Genomic DNA, 17,827 nt, shown 5'->3' with positions numbered 1-17,827 from the left:
AGACAAAAAAAAGCCAGTGTTTGTGCACTGGCTCATACTAATTTACTTATTAAGGTCAAAAACTGATTAGTGGGCTTGATCCCAGTTGTCACCGTGGCCAGCTTCCGCGACAAGCGGAACTTCTAGCTCTGCAGCGGATTCCATCAATTCTTGTACTTTACTTTCAATTTCGGCTAAAGATGACTCTTCCACTTCAAACACCAATTCATCGTGTACCTGCATAAGCAGTTTCACACGACCATCGCCTTCCACTTGAATCCACTCGTCCACCAACAACATCGCTTTCTTAATGATGTCTGCCGCTGTGCCTTGCATTGGCGCATTGATCGCCGCACGTTCAGCAGCCTTACGACGCATGCCATTACGAGATTGAATCTCAGGAAGGTGCAGACGACGACCGTAAATGGTTTCAACGAAGCCTTGCTCTGAAGCTGCACTGCGCGTGTCTTCCATATACTGCATTACGCCAGGGTAACGCTCGAAGTAAGTATCCATGTAGTGTTGTGCTTCACCACGAGGAATACCCAGTTGCTTAGCCAAGCCAAAGGCACTCATACCGTAGATAAGACCGAAGTTAACGGCTTTAGCACGACGACGTTGTTCTGTCGTTACATCCTCAATATTAACGCCGATGATCTCAGCCGCCGTTGCCGCGTGGATATCTTTGCCTTGTTGGAATGCTTCCAGAAGCGCTTTATCACCCGAAAGGTGCGCCATGATACGCAATTCAATTTGAGAGTAATCGACCGCTAGAATCTTCCAGCCATGTTGTGCAACAAATGCTTGGCGGATACGACGGCCTTCTTCATTACGAATAGGGATGTTCTGTAGGTTTGGATCTGTTGAAGACAAACGACCCGTTGCTGTCACCGCTTGGTGATAAGACGTATGAACACGACCCGTTTCAGCGTTGATCATCTTCGGTAGTTTATCTGTGTAGGTCGACTTTAGTTTCGCAAGGCCACGATACTCAATGATCAGCTTAGGTAGCGGGTAATCAAGAGCCAACTCTTGCAGCACTTCTTCGTTGGTTGAAGGTGCACCTGATGGCGTTTTCTTGATAACAGGCAGACCCATTTTTTCAAACAGGATCGCTTGCAGCTGTTTTGGCGAGTTCATGTTGAACTCTTGCTCAGCAATCTCGTAGGCTTTCTGTTCTAGCTCATCCAGACGAACCGCAATCTCTTGCGATTGAGCGCCCAGCAACATGTCATCGATGAATACACCGGTACGTTCAATGCGAGACATTACAGGGATCAGTGGCACTTCGATTTCTTCATAGATGGCTTTTAGCTTTTCATCTTGTTCAATGTTTTCCATCAAACGGTTATGAAGACGTAGTGTCACGTCAGCATCTTCTGCTGCGTATGGAGACGCTTCACCCAGCTCAATCTGGTTGAAAGTAAGCTGTTTCTTACCTTTACCTGCGATTTGCTCAAATGAGATGCAGCTGTGCTGAAGGAAACGCAGCGCTAGGCTGTCCATATCATGCTTGCCACCTACGCTATTGAAAACGTAAGACGCCAACATGGTGTCGTGTTTGATGCCTTTCATCTCGATACCGTAGCGTGCTAGCACACTCATATCGTACTTCAGGTTCTGACCTACTTTCGCTTGTGCATCATCTTCAAGAATCGGCTTAAGCTGTTCAAGTACCCAATCACGATCCAACTGCTGCGGTGCATCTAGGTAATCATGGGCAACCGGTACGTAAGCGGCAACGCCTTCTTCAGTCGCGAATGACAGGCCAACGAGGTTCGCCACCATGTAGTCCAAGCTGTCTGTTTCAGTATCAAAGGCAAACACCTCTGACGCTTTCAGTTTCTCTAGCCACGCATTAAAAGAGGCTTCATCTAAGATGGTTTCGTAGTTGCTGCGATCAATCGTCACTGCAGAGGTATTCATTTCTACCGTAGAAGTAGTTGATGCTGTGCTGCTGCGTACTGCACCCGACTTTTCATCCGCCTCAACCACGCCGCTGCCACCTTCAAGTAGCTCATTCAGCCAAGATTTGAAGACCAGTTGACCGTATAGCTTAATCAGCTCATCCGTGTTTGGTTGCGCTTTTACAAGCGACTCAGGTGTCTCTTCTAGCTCGACATCCAGTTTGATCGTTGCAAGCTCGTAAGACATCTCAGCGTTGTCTTTATTATCAATCAGCTTTTTAGCCATGGTCTTTGAACCACGGAAGCCAAGCGCCGCGATATCATCAAGATTTTGGTACAGCTTTTCGATGCTACCGATACCTTGCAGTAACGCTGTCGCAGTCTTATCACCAACACCCGGAACACCTGGGATGTTATCGACTTTATCGCCCATCAGCGCAAGGTAGTCGATGATCAGCTCTGGTGGGATACCAAATTTCTCAATAACGCCTTCACGATCCATTACCACGTTAGTCATGGTATTGATCAAAGTAACGTTATCATCAACCAGCTGCGCCATATCTTTATCACCAGTACTAATAAGCACAGGCATACCCATCGCAGAAGCTTGAGAAGCAAGCGTACCGATCACGTCATCCGCTTCAACGCCGGGAATAGAGATAAGTGGCAAGCCCATCGCACGAATCACATTGTGCAAAGGTTCGATCTGGCAACGAAGATCGTCAGGCATGGGTGGACGGTTTGCTTTGTACTCTGGGTACATGTCATCACGGAACGTCTTTCCTTTCGCATCAAAAATAACCGCAATACGATCAGAAGCAAATTGACGCATCATGCTACGCAGCATGTTAACTACACCGTAAACGGCATTGGTTGGGATATCACCATTGCTCATTGTGCCAGGGTAAGCATGGAACGCGCGATATAGGTAAGAAGAGCCATCGATCAGAATCAATGGATTATCAGGAATACGAGCCATAATGTTTGTGTATCCAGTAAGTACAGAAATTATCTGTTAAGAATGCCACGTCTGTTGGTTGGATTCCACGTTGTCGATCCGTATCCGTTCACTCGGTTGTGTTCGTTATAATCAATTTGTTGCTATTTTTTGTTCTTAGACACAAGCGTTCTGTGGATAACTCTGTTTATATTATTTATCCACCCTGTTGAGAACTAAGGTGAACCAAGCAAAAAATACAAATAAATAACTGAAAATAAAGGATAAAATTACAGATCGAACATATGATCAACGATCTTTTTTCGATCTTGCATTGTGGAAAAGAATGCTGATGGCGTTTTATTCATAAAAATACGCGCCACTAAATATGCATCTTGTTGAAATAGAGATATAAAAAAAGCGACACCCGAAGATGTCGCCTAGCAAAAACCGGTAAAGCCATTCAAATTGAATACCACAGCTTTACCTAAAAGCTATAAATTACACTGGAAGCAATGTGAGCAATGTCGTGTCAAAAAGAACTTAGTACAAGTTCGCGAGAATTCTGTTGGGTAACCAAGTTGATACTTGAGTACTTAACATCCTTGTGAACATTTCCTCATTCCCTAAGACAGGTTTAATAATAATGATTCTCATTTAATAGTCAACCAGTAAATGATAATAAATCTCATTTAATTTCATTTTCATGTTTTATCTCGCTGCTAAAAACGATTCACAACACTGATAATTGCTTCAAAAAATGGATTCTATTTTCATTAATGTCTTCTTTTTCTTCCAGTTTTTCGATTTGATAACCGTTTCTCAATAGCAGGCGTAACATCGCAGGGAACTGGTTACGAGATTTCACTTTCAGCTGCTTATAGCCTTGTTGCTGCGCCCACAGCTCCTGAACATCTAACTGAGACTGTGCGACCCCTTTGTTTCTTGCGAGTGGTGACACACCACCAAACCAACTGTAAAAAGTCTGCTGATCCAATTCATAGCCGATCTTAAAACCAAGCAGAACTCCTGCCTCTTCTGCCACTAAGATCAGGTTCTTCTTCCCTGATAATCGCTCTGAAAGAGAAGCTACACTCTCTTTTTTCGCAAACTCAGAGATCTGCTCCACAACCGAAACCACTTCTTCCAGTGAGCCTTCACGTACGATGACTGACATCTTATTTCATCCTCATAAACGAAAGGGCTGGCACAATGGCCAACCCTTTTAGTGATCAGTTAAGCAACGCTAGATCGCTACTTTTCTTTTAGGTGCTCTGCTGCTTGTGCGTTGTCTTCTGCAAGCCACTCAGCCACATCTTTAGCGAAGTAAGTCAGAATGCCATCGGCACCCGCACGCTTAAAGCACAGCAGTGATTCCATAACGGTGTCGCGCTCTTTCAGCCAACCGTTTTGAATTGCTGCTTTGTGCATCGCGTATTCACCAGACACTTGATAAGCAAATGTCGGCGCTTGCAGTTCATGCTTCACACGGCGCACGATGTCTAGGTAAGGCATGCCTGGCTTCACCATCACCATGTCGGCACCTTCATTAAGATCCATCGCCACTTCGTGAATTGCTTCATCGCTGTTTGCAGGATCCATCTGATAGTTCTTCTTGTTACCACCTTTCAGGTTCGAGGCACTGCCGACGGCATCACGGAATGGGCCGTAGTAGCAAGATGCATACTTCGCCGAATAAGCCATGATTTGGGTATGAATATGACCTGCTTCTTCTAACGCTTCACGGATTTTACCAATACGACCGTCCATCATATCCGATGGTGCAACCACATCAGCACCCGCTTCAGCATGAGACAAAGCCTGCTTGATCAGGACTTTAGTGGTCTCATCGTTCATCACGTAGCCATCTTCATCGATGATGCCGTCTTGGCCATGTGTGGTGAACGGGTCTAGTGCTACATCAGTGATAACACCAATGTTTGGCACATGTTCTTTTAATGAGCGTACTGCACGCTGAACCAAACCTTCAGAGTTATGGGCCTCAGCTGCACATAAGCTTTTAGCATCTTGGTTCACGACTGGAAATAGAGCAATCGCAGGAACACCCAGTTTAGACAGGTAATCCGCTTCCTCAAGCATAAGGTCGATCGACAGGCGTTCAACACCCGGCATTGACTCTACAGGCTCGCGGCGGTCTTTACCCATCAGGATAAACATTGGGTAGATTAGATCATCCACAGACAATTGATTTTCTGCCATTAGGCGACGGCTAAAGTCGTGCTTACGCATACGGCGCATACGGCGACCTGGGAATTGACCTTGAATTGAAACAGACACTAGATTCTCCTTGCCTAGTCTAAGCACCGAAATACTTAGATATGAAAAGTGCTAAATACAGGCAAAAGCATATCACTGATGGCTCAGGACGCTAGCAGTAAAATATAAAACCCACTCAAAAACAGGGAGAAATGGCAAAAAATGACCTTCTCCTCACACTGCCGTATACTCATGACAACTCAGTAAAGACCGCTTTCAGGACAAAACAATGATCGACACTCATGCTCATATTTACGCGAGCGAATTTGATGAAGACCGCGAGCAAGTTGTAGAGCGCGCACTGGCTCAAGGGATTGATACCATTCTATTGCCGAACATCGACTTAGAATCTATCGAGCCAATGCTAGCGACGGAAGCTCAGTTTCCTGATGTGTGCCGTTCAATGATGGGCTTACACCCTTGTTATGTGGATGGAAATATTGAAGAAACACTAAAGACCATTCGTGCTTGGTTCGACAAGCATAACTTCATCGCCGTGGGTGAGATTGGTATCGACCTGTACTGGGATAAAACCTTCAAGGCCGAGCAAGAGATGGCGTTTGTGACTCAGTTACAGTGGGCAAAAGATCTCGATCTACCAGTCGTGATCCACACGCGCGACTCTATTGAAGAGACATTAGAGTTACTTAAAAAAGAGCAAGATGGCAGCTTACGTGGCGTATTCCACTGTTTTGGCAGCAGCTTAGAAGAAGCTCAAGCGATCAACGCGCTCGGCTTTCATCTCGGATTAGGTGGTGTTTCGACCTTTAAGAATTCAGGAATGGATAAGGTAATTCCACATCTGGATATGAATTACGTCATCCTAGAAACAGATTGCCCCTACTTGGCACCGACGCCAAATCGCGGCAAACGCAATGAGCCTGCTTACACAGAATTGGTCGCAAAACGCATCGCCGAACTGCGCGGAATTACCCTTGAAGAAGTCGAAAACATAACCACAGCAAATGCTAAGTCATTGTTTAATTTATGATAAATCTATTAATAAGATAATTTTATGAATTTATAGCCGATTTATTTGTTAAAGCAAAGTGATGTGTATAGTATCAATCACCTGCATATGGAGGTAGTTGATTATGTGTGACCATTCACAACACTTACAACGTCAGCATCGAACCCTATGGCATAAAATTTTGGGCATTAAAGAGCTCTATATATGTCAGAACTGTGGCTATCAGTTAAAAATTCGATAAACGGACATAATAAAAAAGCGGCCCTAGGCCGCTTTTTTATTCTATGATTTTTGCTTGAGAACACGCTCGAACATGTTCTCAAAGAATCTTGCGAATCAAGACTCGGCTTCTTCTTCGTCAGCATCTGGCTTACGCACATAGAAGCGCGCAAAGAACAGACCAATCTCAAACAGAATACACATTGGAATCGCCAACAGTGTTTGTGAGATCATATCTGGTGGTGTCAGCATCATACCGATGATGAAAGCACCCACGACAATGTAAGGACGCTTTTCAGATAAAGCCTTCGGAGTTGTCGCTCCAGTCCAACACAACAAGATAATCGCGACAGGCACTTCAAAAGCAATACCAAACGCAAAGAACAGCGCGAGTACAAAATCGAGATAGCTCGATATGTCTGTTGCGAACTCTACCTGCCCCAAAGAGATAGCCGTGAAGAAGCTAAATACCAGCGGGAATACCACGAAGTAAGCAAACGCTACACCACAGTAAAACAGCAAAGAACTTGATGCCAAAAGCGGCATGATCAAGCGCTTCTCATGCTTGTATAAACCCGGAGCAACAAACGCCCACACCTGATACAAAATAAACGGCACCGCGACAAAAATAGACGCGATTAAGGTTAATTTCAGTGGTGTGAAAAATGGCGATGCAACATCCGTTGCGATCATCGTCGCCCCTTCAGGTAGACGATCTACTAAAGGTGCTGATACGAATTCATAAATATCATTAGCAAAATAAATTAGCCCGATAAACACAACCAGAACCGCGACAATCGCGCGCAATAAGCGATTACGTAGTTCCAGAAGATGGCTAATTAAAGGCTGTGTCTGCTCAGTCGAAGACATGTCAAACCTCTTAAACAGGAAGATCGAAAGGAGCCGCGTGTACCTATCTACTTGAATAGTTATTTACTCAAATAGCTGTCTATTTAAGTATCTAGCTAATTAGGTATCAGACGACTCCTCCTTGCGAGACTATTCGGCTTTCTTATCTGACGGTGCTGAAGCTTCGCTGCTAGTCTGAATGGTTTCAGGCTCAGCAGTTTCCGTGACACTAGGTTTAGTCTCACTTGGCTTATCAGACTCAGGCTTAGCATACGGACGTTGGACTTCAGCAGCGGCCTGCTTAAGTTCATCGACTGATGCTTTAAGGTCTGGAGATAAATCTTCCATACCCATTTGTTCCGCCTTACGTAGGTTTTCTTGTAGCTCTTGCACTTTAAGCTCGTGAGAAAGTTCATCTTTCACACTGTTTGCCATACTTTTCGCCGCACCAACAAACTTGGATACGCTGCGAATCGCAACAGGCAAACGCTCAGGGCCTAGAACCACCAACCCAACGACAGATATTAATACCAGTTCCCAAAAACCGATATCAAACACGATTTACGCCTGCTCTTTGTCTTTCTTTGTTTCAGCAGTCGCTTCTGTCTTCTGCTGTTCAATATTCTTTGGTTCGAAGTCTGCATCTTTCTTATCTGCAGGCTTGTCTTCATCGCTCATCGCTTTTTTGAAGCCTTTAACCGCTGAACCTAAGTCACCACCCATGCCGCGCAGTTTCTTTGTTCCGAATAGCAAAATTACAATTACAGCAATGATTAGAAGTTGCCAAATACTGATACCACCCATTGTCATTGTCCTCGGGTCTGTCTACACATAAAAAAATATTAAGAGAGTCTACTGTCTAACGACGGTAAGCTCGCCAACTAAGCAACCAAAATGTGACACCTGCGATGCCACAGCCCATAGATAGCTGCTCATAAGGGCTTGAAACTAATATTGCGGAGCATACGACTAAAGTGGCTCCAACACCAAACAAAAACTTTCCAGTTGCTTGTTGGCGCTTACTATCTCTATAGCCTTGATAAAGCTGATCCATTCTATGATTCATCGCTTTACCTTGGCGTAAGCTGTCATAAAGTAGCTCTGGCAGCTCTGGCAGTTTTTCTGCCCAGAATGGCGCGCGCTCTTTCACTGCGTTGATCACAGCTTGCGGCCCCACCTGATTCATCATCCAAGTTTCAAGGAAAGGCTTAGCCGTTGCCCACAAATCAAGTTGCGGATACAACTGGCGACCTAGGCCTTCAACATACAACAAGGTCTTCTGTAGAAGCACCAACTGAGGCTGAACCTCCATGTTGAAACGTCTTGCTGTATTAAATAAGTTTAGCAACACATGGCCAAATGAGATCTCGCCAAGTGGTTTTGCAAAAATTGGCTCACACACCATGCGAATCGCGAACTCAAAGTCGTTGACGTTGGTGTCGTGTGGCACCCACCCCGAATCAACGTGCAGCTCGGCGACTTTACGGTAATCTCGGTTGAAGAAAGCCAGCAGGTTCTCTGCTAAATAACGCTTATCTTCGCTGTTGAGCGTGCCGACAATGCCGCAATCCAAACCTATCCACTGCGGGTTATCTGGGTTTTCTGGGTTAACGAATACGTTGCCCGGGTGCATGTCTGCATGGAAAAAGCTATCACGGAACACTTGGGTGAAGAATACCGTCACACCACGCTCGGCCAGCAATTTCATGTTAGTGCCGTTGGCGTTTAGCGTCTCAATATCTGAAACCTGAATACCATAGATTCGTTCTGACACCATCAAGGTTTCACTGCTTAAATCAGGGATTACCTCTGGAACATACAGCTCTTCACTGCCTTCAAAGTTACGGCGCAGTTGAATCGCATTGGCTGCCTCACGGCGCAGGTCTAGTTCATCCAGTAACGTTTTCTCGTACTCGTGAACGACTTCAACAGGTTTCAAACGACGTGCTTCAGGAAGCGACTTAGCGACTATACGCGCCATTCGGTGCATCAGTTTTAGATCTGCATCAATCACCGGGCGAATATCAGGGCGAATTACCTTGAGAACAATCTCGCGGCCGCTCTCTTTGAGTTTCGCAGTATGCACCTGAGCAATAGAAGCTGAAGCCAAAGGCTCGATATCAAAGTCGGTAAACCAGTTATCTAAGCTGCCACCGAGCGCCTTTTCCATATCTTGCTTAGCCAGTTCACCATCGAATGGCGCAACTTGGTCTTGCAACAGCGCTAGCTGATCAGCGATATGAGGAGGGAACAGATCGCGACGTGTCGACATCATCTGTCCGAACTTGATCCACACAGGGCCAAGTTCTTGCAGCGCGAGACGTAAGCGATGGCCCAACTCTTTATCTTGATGCTTGTTTTTAAGCCAAAACAGTGACTTTCGCGCCAGCAAAGGGGCTTTGGTCAATTGGTGCTCTGGCATCAATTCATCAAGGCCATATTCCAACTGTACCTTGATAATATGATAAAGACGTTTCAGTTCTGTTGGGGTCATGCTTTCTCCAACAGAGCGTTCAACTTAGCTTCAAGGCGTGCTGCTGAGCTTTTCACGTCATCAACCTGATCGCAAAAATGTGCCACTTCTAATGGCGCTGGAGCAATCTTCCACTCTTCCGTTAATACCTGAGCGAGGTGGTTTTGATGCTTAGTCGCTTGCTTAGCCACAAGGCCACCAACATTCTTAACGCCTTGTACCAAGGTATGCGCAACCACATCACCTGTCACACGCGACAACCATTCTTCCAAATCCGGCTTGCAGTCTGTCATCAGTTGAGCGAATTTTTGAGCCAGTTGAATATCACCTTCTAAGATCAGCTTATCTTGCTTGATCAGCTTGGTGATGTTCGATTGCTCACGCAGTTCAGGTAACACCGATAGGTTCAAAGATAGGTAGCAGTCAGGCTGCCCTTCGTATTCTGACAACACATCAATCTGTTGGCTGAAAACGAAAGTGAGTGTTTTGTTCAACTCTTTCAAATTGACTTGAATGATCTGCCCTTTTAAACGAGACAAACGACGAACCAAAGCTGGATCATCGTTCACGAAAGTATTTAAAGAGGTTTCAATAACCGCGGTTACCAATGGATCAAATGGCATGACTGTCCTTACCTTTGAAAACGGATAAGCCTTAACCTATCCGTTCTATCTTTATTCTTATTGTTTAGCACGCTCAGCGAGCCTGCTACCAAGTTCGACTAGAACTTGTAACCGCGGTGCAGCGCAACAATGCCGCCCGTTAGGTTGAAGTATTTTGTATTTTCAAAACCCGCTTCTTGCATCATGCCTTCCAAAGTCTCTTGATTTGGGTGCATACGAATAGATTCTGCAAGGTAACGGTAACTGTCTGCATCGTTAGCAATCAGCTCACCCATTTTTGGCAACAGGTGGAAAGAGTATGCATCGTAAACCTTTGATAGTGGCTCAAGCACTGGCTTAGAAAACTCAAGAACCAACAGACGGCCACCTGGCTTAAGCACGCGGTACATAGAACGCAGCGCTTGGTCTTTATCGGTTACGTTACGCAGACAGAAGCTGATCGTAATGCAATCGAAGTAGTTATCTGGGAAAGGCAACTCTTCAGCGTTCGCTTGTACGTAGTGTACGTTGCCAACAATGCCACTATCACGCAGCTTATCGCGGCCAACATTCAGCATTGAGTTGTTGATATCAGCAAGAACCACGTGGCCTTTTTCACCAACGATACGCGAGAATTTCGCAGTAAGATCGCCAGTACCACCACCAAGATCTAGGATACGCTGACCAGGGCGAACGCCACTGCAATCAATCGTAAATCGCTTCCACAAGCGGTGAACACCACCCGACATCAAGTCATTCATGATGTCGTATTTAGCGGCTACAGAGTGAAATACCTCTGCTACTTTCGCGACTTTTTCGTCTTTCGCGACTGTTTCGAAACCAAAGTGTGTGGTTTCTGACTCTACTGCTGAATTTGTCTGCACGCTTGTGTCCATAATGCTGTTATCTACCATGGTAAGTTCTCATCGACAGCACGCTCCGTGTTTAGAGGCGCTGCGGCCGATTAGTTTACTTTATCCTCAGCGGGTTGTCTTTCTACTAAGGAGGCATTTTCTGAAAAAGCCTCATTTTGCGCCATTTCGGCCAAACCAATCGAGATAGGTTTCTTCACCTCAACCCCGAGCTGCTTGAAGCTTTCGGCCTGACGAATCACGTTGCCGCGGCCTGTGACTAGCTTGTTCATCGCGCCTTGATAGCTTTGGTTCGCTCTATCTAACGAGCTACCAAGGCCTTCCATGTCATCGACAAACAAGCGCAGTTTGTCGTAAAGCTTACTTGCACGCTCTGCGATGACTTGTGCGTTCTGGTTCTGTCTTTCATTGCGCCACAGGTTATCAATGGTACGCAGTGCCACCAGCAAGGTCGTTGGGCTGACTAAGATGATGTTTTGCTCCATAGCGTCTTTCACCAAGCTAGGGTCGGCTTGAATCGCGACTTGGAATGCAGGTTCGACCGGGATAAACATCAACACATAGTCCAAACTCTGGATGCCTTTAAGCTGATGATAATCCTTCTGGCTCAGACCTTTGATGTGCGCTCTTAACGACACCAAGTGATCACGCAGTGCAGCATCACGCTGCTGATCGGTTTCTGCATTGAAGTAGCGTTCAAACGCGACCAACGCCATTTTCGAATCGACCACTACTTGCTTATCTTGTGGTAAATGGACAATCACATCAGGCTGATAGCGTTTGCCGGCATCGTTTTGTAGATTCACTTGCGTTTGGTATTCATGACCTTCTCGCAGGCCTGATTCAGCAAGCACACGCGCCAATACCACCTCACCCCAGTTACCTTGCTGCTTGTTATCACCCTTGAGCGCTTGAGTCAGGTTAACCGCTTCACGCGTCATGCTTTCGTTGAGGCGCTGCAGATTTTTCAGTTCATGCACTAAGGTGTGACGCTCTTTGGCTTCTTGGCTAAAGCTGTCATTAACCTGCTTCTTAAAGCCTTCTAATTGCTCTCTCAACGGCGACAACAAGCCTTCTAAGCTTTGCTTGTTCTGTTGATCGACCTTAGCGGTTTTGGTTTCAAACAGTTGATTAGCAAGGTGTTCAAACTGTTGCTTCAAACGTGATTCAGCTTGCTCTAACAGTTGCAGCTTTTCACTATTGGCGAGGTTTTCCTGATCGTGCCTTGCTTCTTGCTCTCGCAGTTCGGCTTCCAATTCAGATTTATGGTCTTTCAGCACATTGATCTCATCAGCATACTGCTGACGCTCTTGCTTCACTGCTTCAAAGTAGCGAAGCTTTTCCATCGCAGCCATCACCTTGCCGTGCGCTTGCTTAAGCTCGAGTGCCGCTTTGTCTCGGTCGTCATCCAACTCATCAAGCTCTTGCTGCGCCTCTGCGAGTGATGATTTGAGCTGCGACTGCTGAGATTCATGCAACAAACGATCGGACTCTAGCTGCTGCTCGAGCAATCGCTGCTGAAAAGAGAGCTTCTGTTTAACCCACCAACCCACGACACCACCACTGACGAGCGCGCCAGAAATTGCAGCAATAAGCGTTGCCTGATGTTCGATAATCCATTGCATGATAATGATTTAGCCTAATTGGAAATAACTCATTAAATGGTATTTTGATACTGGATAAATGTCCAGTTTGCCGTATTAAAATTCGACAGATAGACTAAGCGCTCCGTATTCTGTCCCATCAAATTAGAATGAGTTGCTATGAACGAACGTCGTGCCTTGGGCTTTGGTCTTTCCGCAGTGCTACTGTGGTCAACGGTCGCTACTGCTTTTAAGCTGACCCTTGCTGAGTTTTCACCGATTCAAATGCTGACTATTGCCAGTATTGTGTCGTCGATTGCGCTGATCGCCGTTTGCGCCTTTCAAGGTAAGCTTTCTCAGCTGAGCACTACGTTTCTTTCAAACCCTTGGTACTACCTACTGCTCGGTTTGGTTAACCCACTGGCTTACTACCTGATTCTCTTCAAAGCATACGACCTGCTGCCCGCTTCTCAAGCTCAAGCGATTAACTACAGCTGGGCAATTACCCTAACTTTAATGGCAGCGGTTTTTCTGGGACAAAAAATTCGTAAGCAAGATTGGATTGCGTGTACCTTCAGCTACGCAGGTGTCGTGGTCATTGCCACCAAAGGCGACGTGTTAGGCATGCAGTTCGATAGCCCACTTGGTGTGGCATTAGCTCTACTTTCAACTCTACTTTGGGCGGGCTACTGGATTCTCAACACCAAAAACAAAGCTGACCCTGTGGTAGGTGTACTGCTTGGGTTCTTAGTGGCGCTGCCATTCGCAATTGGTTTAACCATTTACGAGGGCGAAAGCTTTAGCCAAATTACGACAAAGGGTTGGATGGCGGTGACTTATGTTGGTCTATTTGAGATGGGCATAACCTTTGTATTATGGCTATCGGCACTGAAACTGACCAACAACACGGCACGTATCAGTAACCTAATTTTCGCCTCACCGTTTATCTCGTTGATGCTACTTTCAACCATTATCGGCGAAGAAATCCACCCGGCGACATTGTTTGGTTTGGTACTGATCATCGCCGGTTTGGTGATTCAACAGATCAAGTTTTCAAAAAATAAGACTGTTGCTAATGAGAACTAAAAGCGCCGATTGATCCCGAAAACCATCAACTTAGTTAATTTCAGGTCTGAATTAGATACAAAAATGGCGAGTCACGTGACTCGCCATTTTTATGTAACCTGAACTAATGGATAAGCGAAGTGCTTACACCCACTGACCTGCTGCGAAACCAGAACTCCAACACCATTGGAAGTTGTAGCCACCCAACCAGCCCGTCACGTCCATCACTTCGCCAATGAAGTAAAGGCCAGAAACGCTCTTACATTCCATGGTTTTCGACGATAGATGGTTGGTATCGACACCACCTAAAGTCACTTCGGCAGTTCGATAGCCCTCAGTACCATTAGGTGCGATTTTCCAGTTCTCTAGGTGCTCGACAATGTCATTCAACTGCTTTTCGTTGAACTGCTTAAGTGGTTTGTCTTCTAGCTCTTTACGATCAATCAATACCTCTACAAAGCGCTTTGGTAGTGCTTTTGCCAAGGTGTTCTTCAAGCTTTGGTTTGGGTGCTTCTCGCGAGAGTTAGCCAACAACTCAGCCACATCAACCTCTGGTACTAGGTTAATCGAAACCGACTGACCCGCTTTCCAGAACGAAGAGATTTGCAGCACAGAAGGGCCAGATAGGCCGCGGTGCGTAAACAGCAGTGCTTCTTTGAATAAGGTGCCATCTTGCGCCGTGATCTCCGCAGGAATCGCGATGCCAGAAAGCTCCGCGAAATCTTCTTTGTCTTCTTTATGTAGCGTAAACGGCACTAAACCTGCTGTGGTCGGCATGACTGATAAGCCAAACTGCTCTGCAATCTTGTAGCCAAATGGCGTTGCGCCTAGCTTAGGCATCGACAAACCACCGGTCGCGACAACTAGCGAGTCACACTCAACTTCGTCGGTATTAAGGTGCATCTTGAAGCCAGAATCGGTCTTTTCGATTGAGTGAACATCACAACGGTAGCGTTGTTCAACTTTCACTTGCTTACACTCTTCAAGCAGCATGCTCACGATGTCTTTTGCGGTGTGGTCATTCACACAGAACAATTGGCCGTGATCGCGCTCTTCGAACTCAATGCCGTACTTGCTCACCATCGAGATAAAATCCCAGTTGGTGTATTGAGATAAAGCTGACTTCACGAAGTGAGGGTTGTTACAAAGGAAGTTGTTCGCTGACACGTCATAGTTAGTGAAGTTACAACGACCACCACCTGAGATTAAAATTTTTCTGCCTGGCTTTTTCGCATGATCAACCACCAGCACTCGTCGGCCACGTTTACCAGCTTCCGCAGCACACATTAAGCCTGCGGCGCCCGCACCAATCACGATTACATCAAATTTTTCACTCATTGTGGTTCTGCTTTCTTCACTTTTGCATCACGAGTACACCCTGTTCTCGAAATGCCATCAATAAAAAAGGATGTGCATAAACAGCACATCCTTACTAATTGCTCGCTATTTTAGCGTCAATTTTTAACTTTGCAATTGATGTTCAATTGTACAAATCTCAGACAGCTGCGATTACGCTACTGAGCTTAACGAACAACCGGCACTCTATATCACACGTACTGGATCGCCTAAACGATGAACGACGACAATAACGTCACACCAAGCAGAGCAGAAGAGAGTATGAATAACTGTCTTACACGATCACACTTGGAAGTGAACACCTCGTCATGGTGATGGTGATACTCTTTGCTTTTGATGTAACTAAACAAGCGGACTTGTTTGGTCATATTGCCATGAGTTGTGAAGAACCCACCTCCGTCTACTTGTTGATAAAGTAGAGGATGTGCTTCTCGCATAATATAAATCAGTGTTCTTAGCGCAGTAAAATAACGCGCCCAGTTCACACAAGTCACAACCATTAGTGCAAATAGAATAGTGTCGCCGCTGATCATCCTTTCCTCCCTACATCTTCATAAGAAAACTCAAAAGAAAAAGATAATCAGTGTCTTTCTCGTACTACCTAAACGGCAGGAGCTTCCATAATTGAAGATGAACCATCTTTTGCCAATTGCGCTAGGTCTTTATCAATAAAGAACAATGCTTTACCGTCTTCACCAACAAGTTCTAGCTTATCCAATACACCTTTAAACAACTTCTCTTCTTCGTGTTGCTCTGCAACGTACCATTGCAGGAAGTTAAAGGTTGAGTAGTCTTGTGTGCTGAAAGCAACGTGAGCCAGTTTGTTGATCTTTTCAGTAATCATCTGCTCATGTTCATAAGTTTCACGGAACACTGCGCCAAGGCTTTCGAATTCGTGTTTTGGTGCTTCAATTGCACCTAGAATTGGCATTGCACCTGTCTCACTTACGTAAGTGAAAAGACGCTGCATATGCTCCATTTCTTCTACCGCATGAACACGCAGAAACTCGGCTGCACCTTCAAATCCTTTGTCTTCACACCAAGCACTCATTTGTAAGTATAGATTGGATGAGAAAAATTCTAGGTTAATTTGATCATTCAGTTGCTCAACCATAGTTTTTGACAGCATTTAAGACTCCTAATTACATCCTCAATTTTCTCTACTATATCACTATTTTATTAATATCTCGCAGAGCATTAGTTAACCAATTTTGAATCATCACTACGCAAGACAGTGGATATGAGATCACTTCAGCAAAAAAAGCCATCGCATAGTGCTAATCTTTAATCAGACAATGAATAAAGGAGGTAGCGATATGAGTTACAAACATATTTTGGTCGCAGTCGATTTATCAGATGACAGCAAATTAATTGTGGATAAAGCGGTAGCATTGGCAAAGCCATTGGAAGCCAAAGTCTCTTTTATCCATATCGACATTAACTACGCAGAGCTCTATACCGGCCTGATTGATATCAACATGGCAGAAACCCAACACAACGCGATGGAAGCCTCTCGTATTCAGCTGCAAAACTTTGCAGAACACGCTCAATACCCAATCACTCACACCTTAGTGGGCAGTGGTGACTTGAGCCACGAACTGTGTGACACCATCAACGAGTTCAATGTGGATCTAGTGGTTTGCGGACACCATCAAGACTTCTGGAGCAAACTACTCTCTTCAACACGCCAACTGATCAACGCCTCACCGGTTGATATGCTGGTCGTGCCTCTAAGAGATTCAGAAGACTAATGATTTAAGGTTAGGTAACATACAGCTCATATCTTATTAACGAAGTTTTACTATGAGCTATTTAGCTGGTGTTACCCTCCTATGGGCCTTCTCCTTTAGCCTGATCGGCGTCTACCTTGCTGGTCAGGTTGATGCTTGGTTCTCTGTTTTGATGCGTGTTGCCCTGGCGGGTCTCGTATTCCTTCCTTTCCTTAAGTTTCGTGGTGTCTCACGTAAGCTGATCGCTAAATTGATGGCTATTGGTGGTATTCAGCTTGGGCTGATGTATTGCTTCTATTATCAGTCGTTCTTGCTGCTGTCAGTGCCTGAAGTCCTTTTGTTTACCGTCTTTACTCCAATTTATGTCACGCTTATTTATGACTTTCTCAAAGGACAATTCTCACCTTGGTACCTAGTGACGGCTGCAATTGCGGTATTGGGCGCGGTATTCATTAAATTCGCAGGCATCAACGACAACTTTTTAGTCGGCTTCCTTGTCGTGCAAGGCGCGAACCTATGTTTTGCTATCGGTCAGGTTGGCTATAAGGTGGTGATGGAGAATGAATCTACTGAGCTGCCTCAACACACGGTATTTGGCTATTTCTACTTAGGTGCTTTGTGTGTCGCTTCGGTTGCTTTCATGCTACTGGGCAACCCTGAAAAACTGCCAACCACCGCACTTCAGTGGGGGATCCTGATCTACCTAGGCTTAATCGCTTCAGGTTTGGGTTACTTTATGTGGAATAAAGGCGCATGCATGGTGAATGCGGGCGCACTTGCGGTAATGAACAACATCCTAGTGCCTGCTGGCTTGGTAGTGAACATCCTGATCTGGAATAGAGATGTCGACTTGGTTCGACTGTCGATTGGTGGCGGGGTTATCTTGCTTTCATTGTGGGTCAACGAAACTTGGGTGAAAAAGCGTGTCGCGAGATCCGCTAGCAACGCTTAATTGGCTTGATTGAATCGATTTTGAGTTACCCCAGAAAGCAAAAGAGCGACCTAAGG

Annotated in this window: 17 protein-coding genes; 4 read left to right on the top strand and 13 right to left on the bottom strand. The window is 45.5% G+C overall.

Annotated elements, in window-relative coordinates:
- Positions 1-66: 66 nt before the first annotated feature.
- From polA to hemB, 3 genes are all read right to left on the bottom strand, one after another.
- A complete protein-coding gene (polA, locus tag OCV12_RS00375) occupies positions 67-2,865 on the bottom strand; it encodes a DNA polymerase I (protein ID WP_261885082.1) in 2,799 nt (932 codons plus the stop codon).
- A gap of 691 nt (positions 2,866-3,556) precedes the next feature.
- Positions 3,557-4,000, bottom strand: a complete 444-nt coding sequence (locus tag OCV12_RS00370; RefSeq protein WP_261885081.1) for a GNAT family protein — start codon at positions 3,998-4,000, stop codon at positions 3,557-3,559.
- Between the two features lie 77 nt (positions 4,001-4,077).
- Positions 4,078-5,121: a porphobilinogen synthase gene (hemB, locus tag OCV12_RS00365; RefSeq protein ID WP_261885080.1), complete on the bottom strand. Its 1,044-nt coding sequence runs from the start codon at positions 5,119-5,121 to the stop codon at positions 4,078-4,080.
- A gap of 208 nt (positions 5,122-5,329) precedes the next feature.
- Here hemB and OCV12_RS00360 point away from each other — a divergent pair, with 208 nt between their 5' ends.
- Complete coding sequence (locus OCV12_RS00360) at positions 5,330-6,091, top strand: TatD family hydrolase (protein WP_261885079.1); 762 nt, start codon at positions 5,330-5,332, stop codon at positions 6,089-6,091.
- A gap of 315 nt (positions 6,092-6,406) precedes the next feature.
- Here OCV12_RS00360 and tatC read toward each other — a convergent pair whose 3' ends face one another.
- The 7 genes from tatC to rmuC all read right to left on the bottom strand — a co-directional run bounded on the left by tatC (position 6,407) and on the right by rmuC (position 12,710).
- Positions 6,407-7,159, bottom strand: coding sequence for a twin-arginine translocase subunit TatC (gene tatC / locus OCV12_RS00355; protein WP_017631975.1), 753 nt, complete (start codon positions 7,157-7,159; stop codon positions 6,407-6,409).
- Between the two features lie 129 nt (positions 7,160-7,288).
- Complete coding sequence (gene tatB, locus OCV12_RS00350; protein WP_239847929.1) at positions 7,289-7,696, bottom strand: Sec-independent protein translocase protein TatB; 408 nt, start codon at positions 7,694-7,696, stop codon at positions 7,289-7,291.
- 3 nt (positions 7,697-7,699) lie between these two features.
- The gene (gene tatA / locus OCV12_RS00345) at positions 7,700-7,942 is read right to left on the bottom strand and encodes a Sec-independent protein translocase subunit TatA (protein WP_017631977.1); all 243 of its coding nucleotides are present in this window, start codon (positions 7,940-7,942) and stop codon (positions 7,700-7,702) included.
- 55 nt (positions 7,943-7,997) lie between these two features.
- Entirely contained in the window at positions 7,998-9,632 is a 1,635-nt protein-coding gene (gene ubiB, locus OCV12_RS00340; RefSeq protein ID WP_017631978.1) for a ubiquinone biosynthesis regulatory protein kinase UbiB, read from the bottom strand.
- A complete protein-coding gene (locus OCV12_RS00335) occupies positions 9,629-10,234 on the bottom strand; it encodes a ubiquinone biosynthesis accessory factor UbiJ (RefSeq protein ID WP_017631979.1) in 606 nt (201 codons plus the stop codon). The genes ubiB and OCV12_RS00335 overlap by 4 nt, the downstream gene beginning before the upstream one ends.
- 98 nt (positions 10,235-10,332) lie before the next feature.
- Positions 10,333-11,112, bottom strand: coding sequence for a bifunctional demethylmenaquinone methyltransferase/2-methoxy-6-polyprenyl-1,4-benzoquinol methylase UbiE (gene ubiE / locus OCV12_RS00330; protein ID WP_026012235.1), 780 nt, complete (start codon positions 11,110-11,112; stop codon positions 10,333-10,335).
- Between the two features lie 65 nt (positions 11,113-11,177).
- Positions 11,178-12,710, bottom strand: coding sequence for a DNA recombination protein RmuC (rmuC, locus tag OCV12_RS00325; protein WP_261885078.1), 1,533 nt, complete (start codon positions 12,708-12,710; stop codon positions 11,178-11,180).
- A 138-nt stretch (positions 12,711-12,848) separates the two neighbouring features.
- Between rmuC and OCV12_RS00320 the strand changes: the two genes are divergently transcribed.
- A complete protein-coding gene (locus tag OCV12_RS00320; RefSeq protein WP_261885077.1) occupies positions 12,849-13,754 on the top strand; it encodes a DMT family transporter in 906 nt (301 codons plus the stop codon).
- Between the two features lie 123 nt (positions 13,755-13,877).
- Here the strand turns inward: OCV12_RS00320 and OCV12_RS00315 are convergent, their stop codons facing one another.
- The 3 genes from OCV12_RS00315 to ftnA all read right to left on the bottom strand — a co-directional run bounded on the left by OCV12_RS00315 (position 13,878) and on the right by ftnA (position 16,218).
- Positions 13,878-15,071 carry a BaiN/RdsA family NAD(P)/FAD-dependent oxidoreductase gene (locus tag OCV12_RS00315; RefSeq protein ID WP_176680674.1) on the bottom strand — a complete coding sequence of 398 codons (1,194 nt, stop codon included), beginning with the start codon at positions 15,069-15,071 and terminating at the stop codon, positions 13,878-13,880.
- Positions 15,072-15,298: 227 nt separating this feature from the next.
- Positions 15,299-15,622, bottom strand: coding sequence for a universal stress protein UspB (gene uspB / locus OCV12_RS00310; protein WP_009848060.1), 324 nt, complete (start codon positions 15,620-15,622; stop codon positions 15,299-15,301).
- Between the two features lie 68 nt (positions 15,623-15,690).
- Complete coding sequence (ftnA, locus tag OCV12_RS00305; RefSeq protein ID WP_017066029.1) at positions 15,691-16,218, bottom strand: non-heme ferritin; 528 nt, start codon at positions 16,216-16,218, stop codon at positions 15,691-15,693.
- A gap of 187 nt (positions 16,219-16,405) precedes the next feature.
- Here ftnA and uspA point away from each other — a divergent pair, with 187 nt between their 5' ends.
- Together uspA and OCV12_RS00295 are read left to right on the top strand one after the other, a co-directional pair.
- Positions 16,406-16,840, top strand: a complete 435-nt coding sequence (uspA, locus tag OCV12_RS00300; protein WP_017631982.1) for a universal stress protein UspA — start codon at positions 16,406-16,408, stop codon at positions 16,838-16,840.
- Between the two features lie 52 nt (positions 16,841-16,892).
- Complete coding sequence (locus OCV12_RS00295) at positions 16,893-17,771, top strand: carboxylate/amino acid/amine transporter (protein WP_261885076.1); 879 nt, start codon at positions 16,893-16,895, stop codon at positions 17,769-17,771.
- Positions 17,772-17,827 lie beyond the last annotated feature (56 nt).

Source organism: Vibrio pomeroyi, from assembly GCF_024347595.1.
Lineage (GTDB): Bacteria > Pseudomonadota > Gammaproteobacteria > Enterobacterales > Vibrionaceae > Vibrio > Vibrio pomeroyi.
Note: the sequence above shows the minus strand (reverse complement) of the source record. Positions and strands in the feature narration are given on the sequence as shown.

Excerpts from the sequence above, each read along its gene's own strand:
- polA (WP_261885082.1), bottom strand. The coding sequence starts at position 2,865 with ATGGCTCGTATTCCTGATAATCCATTGATTCTGATCGATGGCTCTTCT.
- OCV12_RS00370 (WP_261885081.1), bottom strand. The coding sequence starts at position 4,000 with ATGTCAGTCATCGTACGTGAAGGCTCACTGGAAGAAGTGGTTTCGGTT.
- OCV12_RS00360 (WP_261885079.1), top strand. The coding sequence starts at position 5,330 with ATGATCGACACTCATGCTCATATTTACGCGAGCGAATTTGATGAAGAC.
- tatC (WP_017631975.1), bottom strand. The coding sequence starts at position 7,159 with ATGTCTTCGACTGAGCAGACACAGCCTTTAATTAGCCATCTTCTGGAA.
- tatA (WP_017631977.1), bottom strand. The coding sequence starts at position 7,942 with ATGGGTGGTATCAGTATTTGGCAACTTCTAATCATTGCTGTAATTGTA.
- ubiB (WP_017631978.1), bottom strand. The coding sequence starts at position 9,632 with ATGACCCCAACAGAACTGAAACGTCTTTATCATATTATCAAGGTACAG.
- OCV12_RS00335 (WP_017631979.1), bottom strand. The coding sequence starts at position 10,234 with ATGCCATTTGATCCATTGGTAACCGCGGTTATTGAAACCTCTTTAAAT.
- rmuC (WP_261885078.1), bottom strand. The coding sequence starts at position 12,710 with ATGCAATGGATTATCGAACATCAGGCAACGCTTATTGCTGCAATTTCT.
- OCV12_RS00320 (WP_261885077.1), top strand. The coding sequence starts at position 12,849 with ATGAACGAACGTCGTGCCTTGGGCTTTGGTCTTTCCGCAGTGCTACTG.
- OCV12_RS00315 (WP_176680674.1), bottom strand. The coding sequence starts at position 15,071 with ATGAGTGAAAAATTTGATGTAATCGTGATTGGTGCGGGCGCCGCAGGC.
- uspB (WP_009848060.1), bottom strand. The coding sequence starts at position 15,622 with ATGATCAGCGGCGACACTATTCTATTTGCACTAATGGTTGTGACTTGT.
- ftnA (WP_017066029.1), bottom strand. The coding sequence starts at position 16,218 with ATGCTGTCAAAAACTATGGTTGAGCAACTGAATGATCAAATTAACCTA.
- uspA (WP_017631982.1), top strand. The coding sequence starts at position 16,406 with ATGAGTTACAAACATATTTTGGTCGCAGTCGATTTATCAGATGACAGC.
- OCV12_RS00295 (WP_261885076.1), top strand. The coding sequence starts at position 16,893 with ATGAGCTATTTAGCTGGTGTTACCCTCCTATGGGCCTTCTCCTTTAGC.